This is a genomic window from Acinetobacter sp. B-6 (genome assembly GCF_056930735.1).
Genome location: NZ_JBXPBY010000001.1, coordinates 455818 through 478156, shown reverse-complemented (window position 1 = coordinate 478156; position 22339 = coordinate 455818). Strand labels below are relative to the sequence as shown.

Genomic DNA, 22339 nt, shown 5'->3' with positions numbered 1-22339 from the left:
CCCAAATCCTCCTTTATAAAAAGGGGGATTTGTTACGAAATATAGGACGCTTTAAATTCCACCCTCACCAATAAATGAGAGGAAAGAATTTAAAAAGGATACATTCAATGAACATTTTAGTTTTGGGTAATGGCGGTCGTGAACATGCACTTGCATGGAAAATCGCTCAAGATGAAAAAGTCACAAAAGTGTTTGTTGCACCTGGCAATGCAGGTACAGCTACAGAACATAAATGTGAAAATGTTGCGCTCGACATCCTCGACAACCCTGCAATTATTCACTTTGCTAAGAATAATGCAGTCGATTTAATTGTTGTTGGTCCAGAAGCACCACTTGTAAATGGTGTTGTAGATGCAGGTCGAGCTGCTGGACTTAAAATTTGGGGACCTACTCAATTCGCTGCTCAGCTTGAGGGTTCAAAAGCTTTTGCTAAGCATTTCTTAAAACGCCACAATATTCCAACCGCCTTCTATGATGTGTTCACAGAAGTAGATGCTGCGAAAGCATTCGTAGAAAAAAATGGCGCGCCGATAGTGATTAAAGCTGACGGTCTTGCTGCAGGTAAAGGCGTTATTGTTGCAATGACCAATCAAGAAGCATTTGATGCGATTGATGACATGCTTGCAGGCAATAAGTTCGGCGATGCAGGTTCTCGTGTTGTGATTGAACAATTCCTTGCAGGTGAAGAAGCATCTTTCATTTGCATGATTGATGGTGAAAACATTCTCCCAATGGCAACATCACAAGACCATAAGCGTATTTTTGAAGGTGACCAAGGACCAAATACTGGTGGTATGGGGGCGTACTCTCCTGCCCCTGTGGTCACAGCTGAAGTCTTTGATAAAGTGATGAAAGAAGTGATGCGTCCAACTGTAGATGGCATGAAAGCAGATGGTCATGTTTATACAGGTTTCCTCTATGCAGGTTTAATGATTGATGATGAAGGTCAACCACGTGTGATTGAATTCAACTGTCGTTTTGGTGATCCTGAAACGCAACCGATCATGATGCGTTTAAAATCATCTTTGGTTGATTTGGTTGAAGCGGGTATCGACGGTCAACTTCCAGCAGAAGCTGAATGGGATGAGCGTAAAACTGTAGGGATCGTTCTCGCATCGAAAGGTTATCCTGAAACTTCGAGCAAAGATGATGTCATTTCTGGTTTAGATACAGAAATGGCTGATGCAAAAGTATTCCACGCAGGCACAGCTAAAAATGCCAATGGTGAGATTGTCACTGCGGGTGGTCGAGTACTTTGCGTGACTGCTTTAGGCAACACAATCGGTGAAGCGCAAGCGAAAGCTTTAGAACTTTGCCAAAAAGTGACTTTTGATGGTGTTCAATATCGTAAAGATATTGGTTACCGCGCAATTGCACGTGAAAATGCCTAAAATCTTTTGATACTTCACAAATGCCTGCGACAGCAGACAGTTTTAAGTGTCGTCGCTTTTAATCTCAAAGAAGTTTAAAACCCGCTTCAATGCGGGTTTTTTATTACTCATTCAAGCACAAATTTTAATTTCGTTTATTAAATTAGCCCCCTCAAATTAATCATGAGCTTCAGTTGCATTTCTTAACCAATCTAGCAATTGTGGAAATTCAATATAACCATCACTGGCAAGGAAGTGTCCAGCATTAGGTATCACTGTATAAGCAAAGTTAAGTTCTTGGGCCAACGCTAGACTTAATTCTTTGGGGACATATTGATCATGATCAGAAATAAACATCTGCCCATACAGAATTTTATTTTTAAAAGAAAAGTCTTTTTTCGTAGCAAGAATATATCCATCCAACTGAGGTAAGGCTTTCAATCGTTCAGAAAATCCTGACACACAAACCACCCCACCGATTTGCTGAAAGTTTGATTGTGCAAGATAATCAAGTAAGGTGATACAGCCCAAACTATGCGCAACGAAAAATGTATGTTTATCAATTCGAGGAATATTGTCTTTTAACGTTTTATTCCACGCTAAAAGATGAGGATGACTTGGATCAGGTAAAGCAATTTTTATAACACGGTTATTTTGATCACTTATGTTACGCTCAATATAACCAAACCAATGATCATTCACATTTGCACCGTAGCCATGAATAATATAAATATTATTTTGCGCAAATGCTGCATTGATCAATAGAAAAAAACTGAATACAACAATGATAAATCTCATAAGTTTAGCACTCTGTTGACAGGACATTCATCATGCTAAAGTATGACAGTAGTGTGAGTGTCAAGTGAATTCATACCGCATTGAGAACATCACACTAACAAATTAATTCACATCAGAAATAAACTCATTCCAAGCCAGCGAAAAAGCTAAATCATGAAATATATACCCAACTGACGTTATGATCTAAAACATTCAATGAGACAAGCCAGTCAATATATTCAAACTGATATTTTTATGAGACTAACTAAGCACGAGATATAAAAATATCTTAAATACTCCCTTTGTTTTGGCTATCCCTATAAAATTCCTATATCTAAAATTGAGATAAAAAATCCTAAAAAATTTATATATAATGAATAAGCATAAAATTTAAACAACGTTATCAAAAAATTCAACAAAAGCGATTGTTTTACCTCATAAATTAATAAAAACATTGATATTCAATCTGATGCAGCATGATACATTGTTAAAAAACAACCACTATGTATAACATTGATTTATTGATATGATAAACAAATCTTTAGGGGCGGTTTTAAACAATTAAAATTCCTTTAAAACTTCACTCTAATTCCCAAATGTAAAGATCATAGATAGCGCAATACGACATGTACGTCAGCGCATTATTTATTTTCAAAGATGTTAAAAATTCGATTTAAACCATCGAGAATGCAAGGGACTCTATTCGATTGCATTTCCTACTTAGGACTGATTCATGAAAAAGCTGTTTGGCGTTTTACTCAGCGCATCTGTGCTTACCCTTTCTGCTTGTGGAAAACAAGAAGCTCCAAAAAATGACACTGCTCAAGCAGATGCAGGAAAAGAACAAGTCGTAACTATGGCTTCAACGGGTTCGGATGCAGATATTTGGCGTTATATCGCAACACTCCCTGAAACCAAACAAGCAGGAATTAAGCTTGAAGTTAAAAATTTCACTGACTATGTTGCAATGAACACTGCTGTTGCCAACAAAGAAGTCGATATTAATGCTTTTCAATCGTACGCTTACCTTGTGGCTTTCAATGATTCTAACAAAGAAAAAATTGCACCGATCTCTACAACATATTTAGAGCCTATGGGTATCTACTCTAGCAAAGTTAAAAAAGTTGAAGCGTTCGCAAATGGTGCAACGATTGCGATTCCTAACGATGGTGCAAACGAATCACGTGCCTTATTGCTGCTTCAATCTGCTGGGTTAATCAAATTAAAAGATGGCTTTGATCTTGTTAAAGGTACACCTGCTGACATCACAGAAAATACTAAAAAAATCGTGATCAAACCAATTCAAATGGCAACTGCGGTTCGTGCTAAAGATGAAGTTGATGCGATTGTTTTAGGCAACACGCTCGCAATGGAAGGTGGTTTAAATGTACTCAAAGATTCAATTTACTATGAACCAGTAGACCAAACCACCAAAATGAATGTCAATGTATTAGCGGTAGCTGATGCGCGTAAAGACGATCCTATCTTGAAAAAAGTGGGTGAGTTATATCATGTTGCAGCTGTTGGTAAATATGTTCAAGAACACTTTGGTGGTACTAAAGTGGATGTGAATAAACCAGTAAGCTACCTTACAGAAGCAAAATAGCCTTATAATGGCTTATAAACAAAACAGGCAAAGCGACTTTGCCTGTTTTTTCTTTTTAGTATAGTTTTTGACGATATGATTGAATTTAAAAACATTTCAAAACACTATGAGTTAAAAGGTCAGACCATACGTGCGCTGGATCAGATTAATCTGGAAATTCCTGCGGGCAGTATTTTTGGCATTATTGGCTATAGTGGCGCTGGTAAAAGTACCTTAATCCGCTTGATTAACCTGCTTGAGCGCCCCAATGAAGGTCAGGTCATTATCAATCAAAAAGACTTTACAGCACTTGATGCACGTACATTACGTCAAGAACGTGCAAACATCGGGATGATCTTTCAGCATTTTAATTTACTACAAACCAAAACAGTGGCAGACAACATTGAAATGCCTCTGAAATTATTGGGCGTAAACAAGTCTGAACGTGAAAAACGCCTAAATGAGTTGCTTGAGTTTATTGACTTAAAGCATAAAAAAGATGCGTATCCCGATGAGCTTTCAGGTGGTCAAAAACAACGTGTCGGTATTGCTCGTGCCTTGGCAAATCATCCAAAAATTTTGCTTTGTGATGAGGCAACTTCTGCACTCGATCCACAAACCACAAAATCTGTGCTTGCTTTGCTTAAAAAAATTAATCAGGAACAAGGGATTACTGTGGTGATGGTTACCCACGAAATGGATGTCATCGAATCTGTATGTGACTATGTGGCTGTCATGGAACAAGGGAAAGTCATCGAAACGGGTTCAACTCTTGAAATCTTTAGCCAACCACAACACCCTACGACAAAAAACTTCATACAGACTGTTTTACAGCAACAATTGCCTGTAAATATTTTAAATAATTTAGAAAATCAAAATCATAAAAGTATTTACAGCCTACAATTCCTTGGCACATCTGCTCAAGAAACTGTCGTTCAAGCTGCAATTAAACAATTTGATGTCAGTTTGAATATATTGTTTGCCAATATGACTGAAATTAATGGTTCAGTGATCGGTCAAATGTTTATCCAGCTTCTCGGTGATGCAGATAATATTCGTCAGACGATTGAATTTTTTGAAAGAAATGGTGTAAAAGTTGAACAGTCAGGAGTGCGAGTATGAGAGAGCTCATTGTACAGTGGCTAACAACATTGACTGCTCCCTTTTGGAAAAGCTCACTCAGCATTGACCAATTTGTTACAGCAATGCAAGAAACCTTACAAATGGTTTTCTTTGCAATGTTGTTCGGTACAATCTGGGGCTTTATTCAAGCCATTATCTTATTGGTCACTCGCCCAAATGGTATTCTGCCGAATCGTGCCGTTTATCAAATTCTGAACCCGATCGTAAATGCTTTACGCTCACTACCCTTCATTATCCTGCTTATTGCTGTATTCCCACTGACAAAAGCACTGGTGGGTACTACCATCGGAACATGGGCAGCAATCGTTCCGTTAACGATTTATGTTGGTCCATATATTGGACGCTTAGTGGAAACGTCGCTACTCGAAGTAAATGAAGGAATTATTGAATCAGCTCAAGCAATGGGTGCATCTCCTTGGCAGATTATTTTTAAATTTATCATTCCAGAATCACGCAGTTCTCTGATCCTGAGTCTAACCACAGCGACGATCAGTTTGATTGGTGCAACTGCTATGGCAGGGGCCGTTGGTGCTGGCGGTATTGGTGATTTAGCTATTTCTTATGGTTATCAACGCTTTGACCAAAGTGTGGTCTATCTCACTGTTATTGTATTGTTGGTTCTAGTCCAAATTGTTCAAAGCTTAGGAAATTGGTTATCTAAACTGAGATAATCGTGATTCTGAAATCATACCCTCTACCTTGAGGGTATTTTTTTGATTGCACTCAGTATAATTTGAATTGAACCCTATAAAAGTTAGTCCTTACTCGCTAGTCTCTTGATCAAACACTCATAACTAAGTAAGTTATGGAAAATTTGAGGCATCTTTAAAATGAATAAACTTAACCAAATATTTAATCGAACACTTATATCAACACTTTTTCTTTTTACGATGGGAAGTTTTGCACATGGTTCCGAAGATTACACCACAACAGTAAAAGTAAATGGAATAGAACTCAATCAAGCAATAAGTGCAGTACAAGTTGACAAATTATTGGGGAAAAATAGTCAAAAGATCACCAAAGAGTACGCAGAATGTACAGGAAACTATGAATATTCAACTTCTACACCATCTGGAAAAAATTTGAAATTTGAAATATTTGCTGAAGACAACCCACAAATTAAATCTGACAGTTTTTATAAAAATAAACAAAACTTTCAACAACTGGGAACAACCAAAGGGCGTGTTTGGTTAGCTTGGTCAAATAGTCAGAACATCAATGACAGTATTTTCGTGAATAACCAAGCCATCACCCATCAATACACACTTAATCAATTTAAAAAAGATTTTCCAAACAGCGCAAAGAACGGCACAGACGTTCTGATTTTAACCAGTGCTGAAGCGAAACAATATTTAAAAAAATCCACCGAATTTGAAATAGGTTATACCGCCTATGTCCATTTTGATTTCAAAAACGGTAAGCTAAACAAACTTGAAATCAACCAAGGAATGGCTTGTTAAGTTGACTTAGCATAGCTGATCATTGATTGGCTATGCTTGACAATTAAAATCCTTCAGATCAACCAACAGCCTATTTTCTCATTCTCACTCCCTGCTTTAATGCATGCTTAGCGAGATGATTTAGTCACTTTCCAACTTGTCTATTGAGTGAATTTGATATTAAATTTAAGTCAGCGTATACAGGGAATACAATGATGCAATTTAAAATTCACGTCATCGATGTTAAAAACCAATTACAAAACTATATTTGGCTTATCGAACATCAACAAAGCCATAATGTTGTTGCGATTGATCCGACTGAAGCATCATTGGTTGAGGATTATTGTAAAGAACAGCAACTTAATTTAGAGCAAATCTGGCTCACACACTGGCATAAAGATCATATTGGTGGTGTTCCAGAACTGATTGCGAATCGCAATATTCCTGTATATGGACCACGTGAAGAACTAAGTCATATCCCCTTTATAACTCACCCACTACAACATGATGATCAATTTGAATTCCATGGAGTCAAAATTGATATTATCGCGGTACCAGGACACACCTTAGGACACATTGTTTACTTCATAGATGCGCTTGATAGCGTATTTTGTGGAGATACGCTTTTTGCTATGGGTTGCGGTCGCATGTTTGAAGGAACGCCAGAACAGTTTTATCATTCGCTCAATCGCCTTGCAGCGCTCCCACCAAGAACTCAAGTATATTGCACCCATGAATATACTCTTTCAAATGCACAATTTGCTTTACACATTGAACCTGAGAATCGCGCCATTCAACAACGAGCAGAAGAAATTAAACACCTGAGACAACAAGGAAAAATTACCTTACCCAGCAGCATTGAAATCGAACTTGAAACCAATCCATTTTTACGTGTTGAAAGTGCTGAAGAATTTGCTCGAATTCGGGCGCTTAAAGATAATTTTTAACGCGTTATACTGAGCCAAACTTGCATATTCAAGCTAAGCCAACCCAAACCTATTTTTTTACCAGCCTTTCAATGCGCAGTATTGTGACTACACGCCTATACCAGTGCTGTGCGAGATATGAAAGCATTGGCAGAATTTCTGCATCAATACAGCTACACATGTTACACAGCTTCCTATTCAGGACATGGCTTAGCGATTGATGATTTTGTAAATTACACCTCAATAGATTGATTACAGGATAGCCATAAGGCTTATCAATTCTTAAGACAACAAGGTTATGAGCAAATTACTGTCATCGGTGTATCTTTGGGCGCGATATTATCCCTTGAACTCAGTAAAAAGTTCCCTGTCTCTGCATGCATTAGCATGTCTGCACCACTAGAATGAAAGGTAAATGATCTTTTTAAACACCTAGAGCAATATAACAACTACCTTAATCAGTTTCTAAATAACAAGACAACGCTCAACTCACTAGACTGAGCAAAAAAATCGATGAACCAGCTTCAAACACTTCAACAGCTCATTCAGACGACAATTAAAGACACTGCGTCGGTAATAGCACCGATTTTTTTATTATATGAAGAACTTGATGATGCACTCTATCAATCGAGTGCTCATACAATTTATGATCATGTGAATTTTACTAAAAAAAGATTAAGAATTATTCCAATACAGGACATCTCATGACACTTGAAGTTGATCAAACACAGTTTTTTGGCGATATTTTAGAATTCTTACAACAATATCATTCAATATCAGCTAAATCCCCTCTATTTCTGTTAAATTTACTTACATTTAAAGCAACGAGAATGAGAAAATTTCTGCTTTTAAAAAACCATAACTTTGCATCAAAATATTACAAACATGTTTCAACAATAAATATAACCATTTGTTTTATTTTAGTATTTTAACAACTATTCATATTATATTCATACTGATAGCAAAAAAATACGCATTGATACAAAAGCGTCATTTCTCAAAGTGCTCAAATATTGATATAAAAAATAAAATTCAACAAATTCCCCCTTTAAAAGTTTAAAGGTCATCCCTATTAAATTTGTAGGCAGGAATTAAGGAGATCTTCTGTGAAAAAAGTTGTTAAGGCAAAAAATTTAATTGCATTTCGTATTTGGTTAGAAAAATTAGGCTATTCAGTCAAAAACTTAGCGGATGGTAAAGGATTTACTTTCAGTTTTAAAAAAGAATATGGTTTAGTGACTTGTGATTTATCTGGTAATAATTTGGCAATGCAACTGGGTGAAGAATTTGAGGATCACTTAAAAGCTTAATTCAAGTCTCTATTATTTTTAATATTTAATGAAGTCTCTCTGAAAAAGACCAAATTGTTTTTTGATTTGGTCTTTTTTATTGCCTTAAATATAAAATTACAGGCAATAAAAAAGCATGATAAAAATCATGCTTTTTCGAATATGGTGGGGACGGAGAGACTCGAACTCTCACGCATCGCTGCGCTGGAACCTAAATCCAGTGCGTCTACCAATTTCGCCACGTCCCCGGATAAAACAACTATACGAATATAGTTTAAAATAAGTTGGCAGAGGATCAAGGATTCGAACCTTGACGAACGGTTTTGGAGACCGTCATGCTACCATTACACCAATCCTCTATTACATTTCATTTTGATACCACAAAATGAATTGCTTGGTGGGGACGGAGAGACTCGAACTCTCACACCTTGCGGCGCTGGAACCTAAATCCAGTGCGTCTACCAATTTCGCCACGTCCCCAATGGCTGTGTATATTATAGAGATCGTTTTGTTATGACAAGCCCTTTTTTCGAAAAAACCACTCGTTTGTTTAAATAAAAAACAAAAGCTGCAAATACTGCTTTTTGTTTAAACAATTTGGCTTAATACTTGTTTTATTTGATAAATATTTGAGCAACGTTGCTCATTTTTTTTGTTCAACATACTTTTTAAAATGCACTCTAAATATTTAAAACGATCTGGCAAACACACATTCAGCTTTTGGCAATGCAAAATTGCCCAGTCTTGATAGCTTTTTGCAGACAAACGTCGCTGTGTTAACCATTCCAACCAAATAATGCCCAATGCGTAAATATCAGATTGAAACGTTTTCTGTTGTGCGTGAAATAATTCAGGTGCCATATAACGAGGCGTTGCAGTTATTATCGGCTTCAATCCATAGCGATTTTGGTCAATACTGCAAGTTTGCTCAAAGTCGATCAGATAACTGCGCTGTTGTTGAGAGCGAAAGTGCTGAAGTTTTAAATCACCATGTATAAAACCATAGTTATGCAAGTTTTCCAGCACCTCCAAGCTCGACATCAATTTACCGTAGACATCTTCTTGGGAGAATTGATCACTCACAGGTTTAAACAAAAGCTCAGTATCTTTAATCCAGATCGCCTGTTCAATTATCGCTTCATCTAACTCAAATTGTAGATACGGATCAATGATTGAAAAATCGCACAGCACCTTATGAGTCGGTTTCTCTAAAGCATTTAATTGTGTATAACAATTTAACTCGTTTAAAAAACTTTGCTCATAATCCTGATTGATATTTTTTACTTGTAGCTTTAGCCAAAAAAATTGATCGCCCTGTTTAAGCTGATAAACACGGCGACCAAATTTTTGACTTTGAATTGAATTTGATGCGACTGGAAGAATAATTTTGTTTAGGCTCATACTTCCGATAGCTGCCCAACAGCTTGAGAATGATTTATAGAATGGTTCAGCACTTCCAGACAGTGTTGAATTGTCTTGCCAATACGGGCATGTGTTTCAATACTCGATATCTTCGGCCATGTAGCCCGCTCACCTTCTCTTTGCAATAACTTAAATAAATGAGGACGCGGATTTTGCAGCATATAACTATAGTGGCGCAGGCTATAATTTCCAATGATATTCACATCACCATAATAGCGTTGGTCAATCACGCCATAACCATGATCAAGCAGACGTCTCATTGAAGGTATACGCCCCATTCGACCACGAGCAAAATCCATAACCCCCATTGCCGCCATTCGTCCTTGCATCCGAACGATACGTTCTGGCCAACTCAATAGATCTTTACGATAGCGTTCTTCATCGTTCTGCATAAAGGGAACAATATGCGGATTCACTTGACTGGCAATGGTATAATTTAAATTATATAAACGAGACATACGTTCTTGAGGAAAATCACTGCGTACACTACCATCAACCCAACGCGTATTGGCTAAATACGGCGTATGAACACCATCATAACGTTTGCTGATTAAACGGACTGGCGGAAATAAAATCGGTACTGCACAAGAAGCCAACACCGCACTCCATACCAATAAATCTGGCGAAGTATATTTATTCATAATCCGTGCATCTTCTTGAGATACATCATATGGTGCAACAGTAACGTTAATGTCTAAACCAGATTTTTCAAAAGCTTCTTCAAAAGTTACATCACCTAAGTTTTCAATCAAAAACTTTTTCAGATAACGCACATCTGCAAAACCACCATTGCCTTTAATTAATTCTTTAAAACTACGAAAATGAAAAGCCTCACTATAGAACTGATCACCTGACAAAAGATTTGGAATTTCTACTGGTTCATTGACACCCAACAGCGCAGTCATGATCGCTCCAGCACTTGAACCAGAAAGTACCTTTGGCATCAAATCTTGTTCCATAAGTGCTTTACACACACCACTATGAAATAAACCTAATGTCGCACCACCTGAAAACATCAGTGCAGGTTGACCATAGGCTTTTTCACAGTTTTTAAAAAAATCTCGTTTACTGTTTAAACATAATGAATGGCAACTTTCAGAAGCGATAAATGCCAAACTGTTGCTCACTTCATCTATATAGTCTTCTATGATTTTTTTAGTCCCTACATAGGTATGTGCGAACAACATTGGATGCCCAATATTTGCAACATCGTGACTAAATCCTTCTCTGAGGATATACATCAAGTCATGTGTACGATTTTGCTGTCGATAACGTCGCAAAAGGTTTAAACGATGTGAAATGATCTCAGCATCAAAATAAGGAGACCCATTGTCAAATTTCCATTCTTGCGCACCAGTTTCTTCATCTAGTTTTAATGCAATCGACTTCCACTCTTCGTAATTCTCCGCATGTTCAAGTTTTCGCTTTAATTTTTTGATTCGATAGGCTTGGTGCGGATTTAAATCCTGAGTGAGTTCTAATAGCATTTCTAATTTTCCTTTGATTTCAACCCGAGGATGAAGACTCATCTGTAAACTATGCTTAAAAATAAGCAGATAATCAATTACCACAAGTCATTTAATTTTTTGGCAATCAACTCCAATAATCACCAATTGAGATGAGCTCAATAAAATTACTGTGCTAATATCATCCATACTTTGTAATTTCTGAAAATAGCGAACGGATATGGCAACTTTAGATTTACCAGACAATATCATCCAAAAATTATCTCAAGTTCTTGATCAATTACAGCAATTTTTACCTAAAACCAAACAAGAACCTGACTTTTCGGCAGTTGCTTTTCGATGGCATGATCAACAACTCAAAGCCATTTACAATCCCAAAGCCATTCACCTAGATGATCTTAAAGGAATCGAAAGGCAAAAAGCCAAAATTTTACAAAATACCGAACAGTTCCTGCATGGATTACCTGCAAATGATATTCTACTGACTGGATCGCGTGGTACTGGGAAGTCTTCTATTGTACGCTCCTTGTTAACTCAGTATTCTGAACAAGGTTTACGTTTAATTGAAATTGAACGTGATGACTTATCAGATCTTCCAGAAATTCAAAAAATTATCCAAAATCGTCCTGAAAAATTTATCGTTTATTGTGATGATTTGGCATTTAATGCTGAAGATGAAAATTATCGTAGTTTAAAAAGTGTCTTAGATGGTTCTTTACAGTCCGGTTCGAGTAACTTTGTGATCTATGCAACCAGTAATCGTCGTCATTTATTGCCGGAGTTTATGCACGAGAACACCCCCGTTACTAAAGTCGATGTACCTCAATATAAAGAACTCCACCCTCAAGAAGCCATTGAAGAGAAGATTTCTTTATCTGATCGCTTTGGAATGTGGCTGTCATTTTATCCCATGGATCAGAATCTTTATTTGGAAATTGTTGAACATTATCTTAAAAAAGAATCCATGCCCTTTGGCGAGGAAGTTCGCGCTGAAGCACTGAGATGGTGTCAAGCGCGTGGACAACGTTCAGGACGTGCTGCATATCAGTTTTCTAAGCACTGGATTGGTTCTGAGCGATTAAAATCAGTCTAATCTTTATCCTGTCTTTCAAGTATTTGCCAAACAATACCCTGATTCGAATATCAGGGTATTTTGTTTATTATGTTGTTCTTTACTCAAAACAAATCATGTTTTAGCAACACGTGTATTTCAACATATTCAACTGCAACATGTTACATATCAGAATTGTTGGAATTACATGCAATTGAATATCAAATATATTAAAACATTATATTCTATATATATTTCAATCATTTAAAATTCCACTACTAATTTCGTCAGCTGATGATATTTCAGCACATCGTAGTTTAGGCGTGATAAAATAGCACGCAGTTTCATATAGGATTGGTCTATGCAGTTTGTTCATCTTGGTATTCATACCGAATTTTCGATTACCGAATCGATTGTACGTATACCTGATCTGATTAAAGCTGCTGCATCTGATGAAATGCCTGCTTTAGCCATCACTGACCTCTCTAACCTGCATGCCGCAGTCAAGTTTTATAATAAAGCATTAGGTAAAGGCATTAAGCCTATTTTCGGCAGTGTGATTCGTCTCAATGATGCCAACCATAAAGCAACCCTGCTTGCAATGACCAATAAAGGTTGGCGTGGACTGACAGAAATCGTTTCTCGAGGTTTTATTGAAGGTCAACAACTTTCAATTCCATGTATTCAAAAGCAATGGATACTTGAACAATCCGAAGATATCATTGTTCTATTAGGTCTACACAGTGATGTAGGTGAAATGCTCTGTTCAGCATACCCAGAAAAAGCTGAACCTTTACTTGAGCAGTGGATTGAAAAATTTGGCAATCGGGTCTATTTGGCGCTAACTCGAACAGGTCGTCCACTTGAAGAAGACTTCAATCAAGAAGCCGTTAAACTTGCCGCAAAATATAAGATTGGTGTGGTTGCACACAATGATGTGCATTTTATCACCGCAGAAGATTATGAAGCGCATGAAGCGCGTGTCTGTATTGCCGATGGATATGTGTTAGGTGACAGTAAACGTCCAAAAAACTACAGTCCTGAACAATATTTTAAAACATCTGCTGAGATGATTGAACTATTTGCTGATCTTCCAAGTGCTATAGAAAATACACTGCAAATTGCAAAACGTTGCACAGTCTCTCTGCGTTTAGGCTTCCATGACCTGCCTGATTATCCGATTCCTGAAGGTCACACCATTCACTCCTATTTCGAGCATCTGTCTGAAATTGGTTTAGAAGAACGTTTAGACTTTCTTTATCCTGTTGAAACACGAAATGAAGATTGGGCGGAAATTCGTAAACCTTATGATGAGCGACTGGCTTATGAGTTGGGCATCATTAACAAAATGGATTTCCCTGGTTATTTTTTAATCGTCATGGACTTCATTCAATGGTCAAAAAACAATGGTGTTCCAGTTGGTCCGGGACGTGGTTCGGGTGCAGGCTCACTGGTTGCATATAGTTTAAAAATCACCGACTTAGATCCACTTCGTTATGATCTACTCTTCGAACGCTTCTTAAATCCAGAACGGGTATCCATGCCCGACTTTGATATTGATTTCTGTATCGCAGGGCGAGATAAAGTTATTGATTATGTGGCACGCCACTACGGTCGTGATGCTGTATCGCAAATTGCGACATTCGGTACCATGGCGGCTAAAGGTGCAATTCGAGATGTCGCTCGAGTTTTAGGAAAATCTTACGGTTTGGCAGATCGTATTTCCAAAATGATTCCAACAAAACCTTTAGGTTTAACTTTAGAAGAATCTATTGAAGCAGAACCCCAACTCAAAGACATCGTCACCAATCCATCCAATCCAGATTATGACGATGCTGCTGAAATTTGGGAAATGGCGCTTAAGCTTGAAGGTATTACCCGAAATACAGGTAAACACGCTGGTGGTGTAGTGATTGCACCCACCAAGATTACTGATTATTCGGCAATCCTCTGTGAAGCTGACGGTACGGGGAGAGTTGCACAATTCGATAAAGATGATGTCGAAGCGGCAGGCTTAGTTAAATTCGACTTCTTGGGGCTACGTAACCTCACTGTAATTGAAGATGCAGTTCAAAATATCAATAAGCGAATTCAATCGGATCAACCATTAAACATTTCAAATATTATTTTGGATGATCCAAAAGCTTATGCTGTTTTTGCTGATGCAAATACAACAGCGGTGTTTCAGTTTGAATCCGTGGGCATGAAAAAAATGCTCAAAGAAGCTCGCCCGAGTAAATTTGAAGAAATTATTGCCTTCGTTTCTTTATATCGCCCAGGTCCTATGGATCTAATTCCTGACTTTATTCATCGTATGCATGGCGGTGAATTTGAATATTTACACCCGCTTCTCGAAGGTGTACTTGAACCGACTTATGGGATTATGGTGTACCAAGAACAGGTTATGCAAGCAGCACAGTTTTGTGCAGGCTATACCCTCGGTGGTGCGGACTTACTTCGTCGTGCAATGGGTAAAAAGAAAGTCGAGGAAATGGTCAAGCAACGTGCCACCTTCATTGAAGGTGCTGCGAAAAAGGATATTGATGAGGCTACCGCAAACCATATCTTTGACTATATGGAAAAATTCGCAGGTTATGGTTTTAACAAATCACATGCGGCAGCCTATGCTTTAGTTGCCTATCAAACCGCTTGGTTAAAAGCACATTACCCTTCGGAGTTTATGGCAGCAGTCATGTCTTCTGAAATGCAAAATACTGATAATATTGTATTTTTAATTGATGACTGTCGAATCAACAATTTAGTTGTATTGCCTCCATCTGTGAATATGTCGTTCTATCAGTTCTATGCCAGTGATGCGACAACCATTATTTATGGTTTAGGTGCAATTAAAGGTGTCGGTGAACAAGCCATGCAGTCCGTGATTGACTCACGTGAACAAGATGGTCCATACAAAGATTTATTTGATTTTTGCCACCGTGTAGATTTGAAAAAAATCAATAAACGAACCTTGGAAGCCTTAATCCGTGCAGGCGCACTGGATTGTTTAGGTATTGAACGTTCGAGCTTAATGGCTCAACTTCCTGAAGCTGTTCAAGCAGCAGAACAGGCCCGATCAAACCGTGAAACAGGCATTATGGATCTGTTTGGTGAAGTTGAAGAAGTTCAACGTAAACCAGCCAAACCTGTGAAAGCGTGGTCAGATGAGGTACGCTTAAAAGGTGAAAAAGATACGCTTGGCTTATACCTGACTGGTCACCCAATTGATGTATATCGTCCTGAGTTAAAAGCATTTATCCCTCATAAGATTAATGAACTGACACCAACACGTCGTGGTGTAACTACAGTATTTGCCGGCTTAGTGGTCGATGTAGCTAACTTCCCCAATCGTATGGTCATCACATTGGATGATGGTACAGCTCGTATCGAAGTTTCCTCCAATCATGAGCGTTTCCAACGCTTTAAAGATATCATTCAGAATGAAAAAGTGGTGGTGATTGAAGGTGAAATTTATGAACGAGAAGGCTTTGATCGTCCAATGGGGCGCTTAACCAAAGCGTTTACACTCAATGAAATTCGTCAAAAACGTGCCAATAATATTGCGATTAAATTGAACCCAGAAGTCATCAGTAAAACTTTAGCCTCAGATATTCAAAAAATTTTACTGCCATTTTGCAATGTAGATATGTGCCAGCATATCCCTATACACATTTTACTGGACTATGATTATGCAACGGCTGATTTGCATTTTGGACAACAATGGAAAGTTGCTCCTTTAGACGAACTCTTATCAAAATTACGAGACTATTTTGGTAAGGAGTCGATTCATATTGAATACTATGTCAAATCTAAGGCGGCTAAGGCAGTTGACCATCGTGAATTGGCACAACCTACTCAAGTTGCACCACCTCCAGACAATATGAGCATGGATGATGCAATGGATGAGTATCTCGCTGATGCAAGTCAATACTCCTAACTTCCCCTATCTTCTCTTTATTTAATTTTTGGAACATCAATGGACATTTTTGACAATGCTGTGATTTCACAGCATTTAAGTCATGTACGTATTGTGATGGTCAATACCACACTGCCTGCAAATATTGGTAGCGCCTTACGTGCAATGAAAACAATGGGATTATCTAAATTGGTTTTAGTCGCACCTAAAACTTATCCACATCCAGATATTGACGCTTTGGCAGCAGGCGCAACAGATTTAATCGAACAGATTGAAATCGTAGAATGCCTAGAAGATGCAATCAAAGACTGCCATTTAGTGTTTGGTACCAGTGCACGTAGCCGTACTATTCCATGGCCGTTGTTAGATGCTCGCCCTGCTGCAGAAAAGTCAATGCAGTCTGTGATTCACAGTCAACAGGAGGTTGCTGTCGTTTTTGGTCGAGAAGACCGTGGACTGACCAATGAAGAACTTGCACTAGCAAACTACCATGTCACAATTCCTGTGAATAGTGATTATGGCGTATTGAATGTCGCTCAAGCTATTCAGGTGATCTGCTATGAAATGCGTATGGCGACCTTGGCACTGGCAGAGAAAACTGTTGATACGCAAGCCGTGATGCAAGTAACAGACTCAACTGATATGCACTGGGATGAACCACTGGTCACACATGAACAGATGGAACAATTTTATCCACACATCGAAAAAATGTTGGCTGAAATTGAATTTTTAGACCCTAAAAACCCACGTCTTCTTCCTTTACGGTTGCGTCGATTATTTGGGCGTATACAATTAGATAAGATGGAATATCATTTATTAAGGGGCATTTTTAGCCGAGTTCAAGCCCTAAATAATGGTACATGGAAAAAGTCAAAACATGAGGATCAAAACTAATGCTAAAACAGCTTAAAGAAGACATCCAAGCTGTATTTGCGCGAGATCCTGCTGCGCGAAATACATTTGAAGTTTTAACCACATACCCAGGCATACATGCATTAATTATGCATCGTATCGCTCATGAATTATGGGAAAAAGATTGTAAAACTTCAGCCAGAATTTTGTCTTCTTTCAGTCGTTTTGCAACAGGAATTGAAATTCATCCCGGTGCTAAGATCGGCAAACGTTTCTTTATCGATCATGGCATGGGTGTGGTTATTGGTGAAACTGCTGAAATTGGAGACGATGTCACCTTGTATCATGGCGTTACGCTCGGTGGTACAACATGGAATACTGGTAAGCGCCACCCAACACTTGCCGATGGTGTAGTCGTAGGTGCCGGAGCAAAAATCCTGGGTCCATTTGTGGTAGGTAAAAATGCCAAGGTTGGTTCAAATGCGGTAGTTACTAAAGCAGTTCCTGATGGTGCAACAGCCGTAGGTAACCCTGCTCGCTTTATTACTAAAGACAAAGAAGTTATTACAACCGCAGAACTGCGTTGTCCTGAGCAAATTGCCAATACCGTTGAAAATACTGAGTTCCAAGCCTATGCAGCGACTCAAGAACAACCCGACCCAATGCTTGAAGGTATGCGTGTGTTGTTAGATCGGCTTGAACAAAACGAACAACGTATCCATAGTTTATGTACACGCCTATCGATTTTAGATCCAACATTTAACTTACAACAAACGATAGAACAACCTTTAAGCGATGAAGAAATCAAAATCATTGAAGAAGTTAGACGTGAATGTGAAGCGCAAAAAACGTCTTCAAAAGCTTAGGTATATTGATATTTTCTAATCTGTTGATGTTGGCTAAATGGTTTACGTTGTAGTCTAAAATTCAGCATAAAATAACGAAATACTAGCGTTGTTTTTAAATTTCATGACGAATTGACAACAAATCCTCATGTATAATTTTTAATAATACGAACTAAATCAAGTTGCATGTTCAGACGTCTTTTCATAGACTGATGCGCATGCAGTTTTTTTAATATAAATTAATGGAAGAAACACATGACGATTAAGCCTTTGGCATATGCATTGCTCGCAACATCATTACTTACTGCGTGTTCTATTACACCGACCAAACAAAGTAACAAAATAGATGCAAATGAGCCTTTCATTTATACTGAACCAGAATTATCACCACCCTTTTATGCATTAAATCCATTCAACTACACGCAACCACCTGTTTTTGAACTGGAATTGAAAAAAGCTGCTGCCCAACCTGTCAATAAACTAGAAGTGACTGATCCAGCGAATCCAAATCAAAAAATTGTACTGGATACCAATAAATTAATTGTACCTACAGTGAATAGCTCGCAACGTGCTATGAAATATGCTGTTTTAGCAGGTAGCAATGAAATTGACATTACGGCGATTGATGATTTCTTGCAAATGGTTGAAGGTAAAGCACGTCATTACCCACCACAATTTAGCGACCGTAAAGAACGTAAAGGTTTTGAAGGCAAATTAAAAGAAGTGTCTACTCAACTCGACCAACTTGCTGCTGCACCGAATGCTTCTTTTGATATTCTGATTCGTGCATTTAAAGCCAGTATTCTCGGGCGTAACCTTGACCTTGGTTCTTCTTATACAACCAAATCATTGGATTATGCACAACGTATCCTGAAGATCAATAAAGAAGACCCAGAGGCAAACTTATGGTTTGGTTTCTCTTTATCTGAAGGTGGCGGTCAAAAAGAAGCAATGCCATATTTAGACAAAGCAATGAAGGCTGGTGTTCAAGAGGCTTATCTATCTTCTGCCAATAATTATATTGGTATGGAACAAAAGAAAAATGCTGTCCAAACTTTGAAAAACTATAAAGTGAAGTACCCAGAAGAAGCAGAAGTTGCTGATCGCTTGATTCAAGAAATTGAAAAACAAGGTCGTTATAATGTTTGGCAAGTGATGAAAAACCCAGCACTCGCGAAATAATTTCTAGGCTGAAAAAATAGACTGAGCATTCAGTCTATTTTTTTGCTTATAAATTGAAATTCTAGAAAACTATCGTATTATTCAGAAAAGATTGATCTCGTTAATGTTTATGCAAAACTCAAAAAATAAAATTTTGCTCTATGTTTTAGCCATCAGCCCATTGATTTTCTCTGGATGTCAGGTTGTAAGTGTAAAAAATCAAAAGGTTAATGTTACGATCGCCAATGAGCGTGATAGCATTTTAACACGCTCCAAAATGAGTGAGGCAAGTTTAAATGTGCTCTCCATGACGGGTCGTGAAGCAAAATCATGTGCAGAAGAACCTGAAAAATGTGTTGCAGATTTGGCTAAAATCCCACAGATTCAAGATGAACAATTGCTGTCTACAGCCAGCGAAATCTATCTGACTAAAGCAATTAATTTAGCTGACTCATCCAATTGTAAAATCAGCGTATTTTCTAAGCATCAATCTACAGAAAAGCAGCAAAGCACCCAGAAAAATTATGAACAATGTTTAGACCAACAAATGGTCATGTTGGATAACAGCATTCGTTATAGTTATGCTTATTTATTTAAGACAGAACGCCAACCCCAAGATCGTATTTTCAATAACCGACAGGTTCAAATACGTGATTTTTACAATCAGGCATTGGCAAAGCTCATTTCCACCTATGCGACACGACATAAAAATCAGAAAGTCGCCAAACAAATCAAAGTGGGAACAAGTACATACCGCATCAATTTTAATGGCTATCCTGCAATTGCCAATACAGAGTTAGAAGATCTCGTCTCCAGTTACAATCTAAACTTTTCAGGTTTACGCTCGATCAACCGTAGAGATGGTTTCGGTGCAGAGTTTGTTGCGATTTTACCGAAAACTGATGCCCCTGAAGAAAACAAATATATTGTCAATCCGTTTGAATACCAATATAAACATGGCATAAATCCCAATATTCACCAACCACGTTATTTATCGGTGAGCATTGCAGCTCAACCTGAAAATGCCAATGAATCATTGCAGAACATCTTGCATAGCCCAAATTTCCAGTTAAATATTTATGATCCATATAGTGTCGAAAATATTAAAATTGGTGGTAAACAATACCCGCTTGCAGCTAATTTTTCTGCACCATATGGTTTATGGCTTGCACAAAATAATTTAGGAATCGCTGCATATCTTAGCTTAATTGATCGCGATCAAAGCTTGACCATGCCACACTTATACATGCTTGAACCCTATAACCCCAATAAGAAAGTCATTGTATTGGTGCATGGTTTAGCCAGTAGCCCAGAAGCATGGATTCGACTAACCAACGATATTATGGGAGACAATGTCCTCCGCGAACATTATCAGGTTTGGCAAATTTTCTATTCAACCAATATGCCGATTTTAGAAAGTCGTTATCAAATCAATGCGATCATCAATCAAAGCTTTGCCTCAATTGACCAAAAATCAGCCTCAGCAAAAGATGCCGTATTGATTGGACACAGTATGGGTGGCATTATCGCACGCCTATTGGTCAGTGATGCTGATCTCACTCAGCCTGCATTAAAAATGCTGAATAACCGTAAGTTTGATAAATTCAAAGATGATCCGATCTTTAAAGCACGTTTAACCATTCAATCAGTACCTAACTTTGATCGTGCCATTTTTATTTCAGCACCTCACCGTGGTACAGCATTTGCTGACCGATGGTTTACATTGGCTGCTCGGCGTATCATCAAACTACCAGGCGCGTTTCTCGGCGCTTTAGCGGACTCGATTGATGAACGTGATCTAAATGCGAAAAACTTTCTAAAAGATGTAGGTCATGGAATTATTCAGAATGGACCAAGTGATCTAAGCCATAATTCCAAATTTACCCAATTAACTGAAAATGTAATGCCTAAAAAAGCAATGGTCTATCATTCAATCATGGGCAATATTACGGACAGTAAAGACCCCAAAGTCATGACTGATGGTGTCGTTCCTTATACCAGTTCACACCTTGATGGTGCCGCTTCTGAAGTAATCATCAAAGGTGGACATTCAATTCAAGAGACACCTGAAGCAGTATTAGAACTTCGCCGTATTTTAAGATTACATCTGATTGAACTTGGTATATATAAACCCTAAGAAACATAGTAAAACGCCAGTCAAATTGACTGGCGTTTTTAACGAGTATGCGTTTAAAATTTTCTTTGACGAAAACAAACAACAAAAAAATTATTCACCATTTCCTGTAAATAAGGCGACAACATCAGCCTCAGTCAGCTTTTTAGTTTGATTTTCAAAATTATAAAAAGCGGGTTTATTGTCGATATAAATTTCCATATCAAAATGAATATCTTGTGGTTGTTCATCTAAAGCAAAAGCATTGATATTACAGTAGCTTTGATCTTTAGTACGCCAAAATAAATTGGTCCCACAAGCATTGCAAAAACCACGCTCGCCCCATTCTGACGAATCATAAATACTTAAATGATCATTGTTAATAAAGTTTAATCCGCCCTGTTCGACATCAATGGTCATGATCACACCGCTGGTTTGTCTGCGACAAATTGAGCAATGACAAGCATGTACATCATGATTTTTTAATTCCACATTGAATGTTGTTTTCCCACAGACACATTGCCCTTTCATAGATATATCCTTGTTTTTAGAAATTTCCAGTTACGGTACTATATTTAACTGTTGATGTTATGGTGAAGCATAGATTTTTTATACAAATCTGAATTTTGTAATCTAATTATAATTGAAAACTAACATAATTAGCTCTAGATTAATAATCACTACAATTTAAATAGAATAGTTGGAAAACTATGCGTTATAAGATTATAGATGTTTATAAGCTTCATCATATTCAACGGTATATTGCAAAATGTCTAAAAACTCAATCACCACAGTTTATTGTGATTGAAAGCCATCAGACCTTGTGTAAAGAATTAGATATTATTGATGTGGATTTAAGTCAATCGGTTGCAACATGGGCAACAGGTGAAAAAATAGCGTTAAAAATACTGCACCAATCCGATCATATCGAAAAATTTTACGATATCGAATACTAAAAAATTATTCCTTTTTCCAAAAATATTTGAC

At 37.7% G+C, this 22339-nt stretch carries 19 protein-coding genes and 3 tRNA genes; 15 read left to right on the top strand and 7 right to left on the bottom strand.

Annotation, left to right across the window (positions count from 1 at the left end; genetic code table 11):
* The first annotated feature begins 107 nt into the window (after positions 1–107).
* Positions 108–1391: a phosphoribosylamine--glycine ligase gene (gene purD / locus AC1Z3T_RS02140; RefSeq protein ID WP_005032218.1), complete on the top strand. Its 1284-nt coding sequence runs from the start codon at positions 108–110 to the stop codon at positions 1389–1391.
* A 156-nt stretch (positions 1392–1547) separates the two neighbouring features.
* On the opposite strand, the gene AC1Z3T_RS02135 is transcribed toward purD, so the two are convergent.
* The gene (locus tag AC1Z3T_RS02135) at positions 1548–2168 is read right to left on the bottom strand and encodes an RBBP9/YdeN family alpha/beta hydrolase (protein WP_483396452.1); all 621 of its coding nucleotides are present in this window, start codon (positions 2166–2168) and stop codon (positions 1548–1550) included.
* 712 nt (positions 2169–2880) lie between these two features.
* On the opposite strand from AC1Z3T_RS02135, the gene AC1Z3T_RS02130 reads away from it, so the two are divergent.
* From AC1Z3T_RS02130 to AC1Z3T_RS02100, 7 genes are all read left to right on the top strand, one after another.
* Positions 2881–3753 carry a MetQ/NlpA family ABC transporter substrate-binding protein gene (locus AC1Z3T_RS02130; protein ID WP_004824470.1) on the top strand — a complete coding sequence of 291 codons (873 nt, stop codon included), beginning with the start codon at positions 2881–2883 and terminating at the stop codon, positions 3751–3753.
* A gap of 75 nt (positions 3754–3828) precedes the next feature.
* Positions 3829–4854, top strand: coding sequence for a methionine ABC transporter ATP-binding protein (locus AC1Z3T_RS02125; RefSeq protein ID WP_042089647.1), 1026 nt, complete (start codon positions 3829–3831; stop codon positions 4852–4854).
* Complete coding sequence (locus AC1Z3T_RS02120; RefSeq protein ID WP_004824474.1) at positions 4851–5546, top strand: methionine ABC transporter permease; 696 nt, start codon at positions 4851–4853, stop codon at positions 5544–5546. The genes AC1Z3T_RS02125 and AC1Z3T_RS02120 overlap by 4 nt, the downstream gene beginning before the upstream one ends.
* Positions 5547–5705: 159 nt before the next feature.
* Positions 5706–6335: a hypothetical protein gene (locus AC1Z3T_RS02115; RefSeq protein WP_151779536.1), complete on the top strand. Its 630-nt coding sequence runs from the start codon at positions 5706–5708 to the stop codon at positions 6333–6335.
* Positions 6336–6526: 191 nt separating this feature from the next.
* Complete coding sequence (gene gloB / locus AC1Z3T_RS02110; RefSeq protein WP_042089646.1) at positions 6527–7261, top strand: hydroxyacylglutathione hydrolase; 735 nt, start codon at positions 6527–6529, stop codon at positions 7259–7261.
* 683 nt (positions 7262–7944) lie between these two features.
* Positions 7945–8172, top strand: coding sequence for a hypothetical protein (locus AC1Z3T_RS02105; RefSeq protein WP_483396451.1), 228 nt, complete (start codon positions 7945–7947; stop codon positions 8170–8172).
* Between the two features lie 174 nt (positions 8173–8346).
* Entirely contained in the window at positions 8347–8550 is a 204-nt protein-coding gene (locus tag AC1Z3T_RS02100; RefSeq protein ID WP_004719296.1) for a hypothetical protein, read from the top strand.
* Between the two features lie 142 nt (positions 8551–8692).
* On the opposite strand, the gene AC1Z3T_RS02095 is transcribed toward AC1Z3T_RS02100, so the two are convergent.
* The 5 genes from AC1Z3T_RS02095 to AC1Z3T_RS02075 form a co-directional block, all read right to left on the bottom strand.
* A tRNA-Leu gene (locus tag AC1Z3T_RS02095) sits at positions 8693–8777 on the bottom strand.
* Positions 8778–8814: 37 nt separating this feature from the next.
* Positions 8815–8888, bottom strand: a tRNA-Trp gene (locus AC1Z3T_RS02090).
* Between the two features lie 36 nt (positions 8889–8924).
* A tRNA-Leu gene (locus AC1Z3T_RS02085) sits at positions 8925–9009 on the bottom strand.
* 108 nt (positions 9010–9117) lie between these two features.
* Positions 9118–9930 (bottom strand): protein kinase domain-containing protein, encoded by an 813-nt coding sequence (locus AC1Z3T_RS02080; RefSeq protein WP_483396450.1) that lies wholly within the window; start codon positions 9928–9930, stop codon positions 9118–9120.
* Positions 9927–11438, bottom strand: a complete 1512-nt coding sequence (locus AC1Z3T_RS02075; protein ID WP_004824479.1) for a DUF3336 domain-containing protein — start codon at positions 11436–11438, stop codon at positions 9927–9929. The genes AC1Z3T_RS02080 and AC1Z3T_RS02075 overlap by 4 nt, the downstream gene beginning before the upstream one ends.
* 199 nt (positions 11439–11637) lie before the next feature.
* Here AC1Z3T_RS02075 and AC1Z3T_RS02070 point away from each other — a divergent pair, with 199 nt between their 5' ends.
* From AC1Z3T_RS02070 to AC1Z3T_RS02045, 6 genes are all read left to right on the top strand, one after another.
* On the top strand, positions 11638–12510 hold the full coding sequence (locus AC1Z3T_RS02070; RefSeq protein WP_004824480.1) for an ATP-binding protein: 873 nt from the start codon (positions 11638–11640) through the stop codon (positions 12508–12510).
* A 319-nt stretch (positions 12511–12829) separates the two neighbouring features.
* The gene (dnaE, locus tag AC1Z3T_RS02065) at positions 12830–16402 is read left to right on the top strand and encodes a DNA polymerase III subunit alpha (protein ID WP_199959393.1); all 3573 of its coding nucleotides are present in this window, start codon (positions 12830–12832) and stop codon (positions 16400–16402) included.
* Positions 16403–16441: 39 nt separating this feature from the next.
* Positions 16442–17275: an RNA methyltransferase gene (locus AC1Z3T_RS02060; protein ID WP_004824483.1), complete on the top strand. Its 834-nt coding sequence runs from the start codon at positions 16442–16444 to the stop codon at positions 17273–17275.
* Positions 17275–18099, top strand: coding sequence for a serine O-acetyltransferase (cysE, locus tag AC1Z3T_RS02055; RefSeq protein WP_199959395.1), 825 nt, complete (start codon positions 17275–17277; stop codon positions 18097–18099). The genes AC1Z3T_RS02060 and cysE overlap by 1 nt, the downstream gene beginning before the upstream one ends.
* A gap of 234 nt (positions 18100–18333) precedes the next feature.
* A complete protein-coding gene (locus tag AC1Z3T_RS02050; RefSeq protein WP_004824487.1) occupies positions 18334–19260 on the top strand; it encodes an ABUW_2363 family tetratricopeptide repeat lipoprotein in 927 nt (308 codons plus the stop codon).
* Positions 19261–19363: 103 nt separating this feature from the next.
* Complete coding sequence (locus AC1Z3T_RS02045) at positions 19364–21376, top strand: lipase family alpha/beta hydrolase (RefSeq protein ID WP_042089641.1); 2013 nt, start codon at positions 19364–19366, stop codon at positions 21374–21376.
* Between the two features lie 90 nt (positions 21377–21466).
* Here AC1Z3T_RS02045 and AC1Z3T_RS02040 read toward each other — a convergent pair whose 3' ends face one another.
* Positions 21467–21883, bottom strand: a complete 417-nt coding sequence (locus AC1Z3T_RS02040) for a GFA family protein (protein WP_004824489.1) — start codon at positions 21881–21883, stop codon at positions 21467–21469.
* 179 nt (positions 21884–22062) lie between these two features.
* Here AC1Z3T_RS02040 and AC1Z3T_RS02035 point away from each other — a divergent pair, with 179 nt between their 5' ends.
* Positions 22063–22308: a hypothetical protein gene (locus AC1Z3T_RS02035; protein WP_005032253.1), complete on the top strand. Its 246-nt coding sequence runs from the start codon at positions 22063–22065 to the stop codon at positions 22306–22308.
* Positions 22309–22339: the final 31 nt, after the last annotated feature.

Bases quoted from the DNA above. Each gene is read 5' to 3' on its own strand.
- purD (WP_005032218.1), top strand. From the start codon at position 108: ATGAACATTTTAGTTTTGGGTAATGGCGGTCGTGAACATGCACTTGCA.
- AC1Z3T_RS02135 (WP_483396452.1), bottom strand. From the start codon at position 2,168: ATGAGATTTATCATTGTTGTATTCAGTTTTTTTCTATTGATCAATGCA.
- AC1Z3T_RS02130 (WP_004824470.1), top strand. From the start codon at position 2,881: ATGAAAAAGCTGTTTGGCGTTTTACTCAGCGCATCTGTGCTTACCCTT.
- AC1Z3T_RS02125 (WP_042089647.1), top strand. From the start codon at position 3,829: ATGATTGAATTTAAAAACATTTCAAAACACTATGAGTTAAAAGGTCAG.
- AC1Z3T_RS02120 (WP_004824474.1), top strand. From the start codon at position 4,851: ATGAGAGAGCTCATTGTACAGTGGCTAACAACATTGACTGCTCCCTTT.
- AC1Z3T_RS02115 (WP_151779536.1), top strand. From the start codon at position 5,706: ATGAATAAACTTAACCAAATATTTAATCGAACACTTATATCAACACTT.
- gloB (WP_042089646.1), top strand. From the start codon at position 6,527: ATGATGCAATTTAAAATTCACGTCATCGATGTTAAAAACCAATTACAA.
- AC1Z3T_RS02105 (WP_483396451.1), top strand. From the start codon at position 7,945: ATGACACTTGAAGTTGATCAAACACAGTTTTTTGGCGATATTTTAGAA.
- AC1Z3T_RS02080 (WP_483396450.1), bottom strand. From the start codon at position 9,930: ATGAGCCTAAACAAAATTATTCTTCCAGTCGCATCAAATTCAATTCAA.
- AC1Z3T_RS02075 (WP_004824479.1), bottom strand. From the start codon at position 11,438: ATGCTATTAGAACTCACTCAGGATTTAAATCCGCACCAAGCCTATCGA.
- AC1Z3T_RS02070 (WP_004824480.1), top strand. From the start codon at position 11,638: ATGGCAACTTTAGATTTACCAGACAATATCATCCAAAAATTATCTCAA.
- dnaE (WP_199959393.1), top strand. From the start codon at position 12,830: ATGCAGTTTGTTCATCTTGGTATTCATACCGAATTTTCGATTACCGAA.
- AC1Z3T_RS02060 (WP_004824483.1), top strand. From the start codon at position 16,442: ATGGACATTTTTGACAATGCTGTGATTTCACAGCATTTAAGTCATGTA.
- cysE (WP_199959395.1), top strand. From the start codon at position 17,275: ATGCTAAAACAGCTTAAAGAAGACATCCAAGCTGTATTTGCGCGAGAT.
- AC1Z3T_RS02050 (WP_004824487.1), top strand. From the start codon at position 18,334: ATGACGATTAAGCCTTTGGCATATGCATTGCTCGCAACATCATTACTT.
- AC1Z3T_RS02045 (WP_042089641.1), top strand. From the start codon at position 19,364: ATGTTTATGCAAAACTCAAAAAATAAAATTTTGCTCTATGTTTTAGCC.
- AC1Z3T_RS02040 (WP_004824489.1), bottom strand. From the start codon at position 21,883: ATGAAAGGGCAATGTGTCTGTGGGAAAACAACATTCAATGTGGAATTA.
- AC1Z3T_RS02035 (WP_005032253.1), top strand. From the start codon at position 22,063: ATGCGTTATAAGATTATAGATGTTTATAAGCTTCATCATATTCAACGG.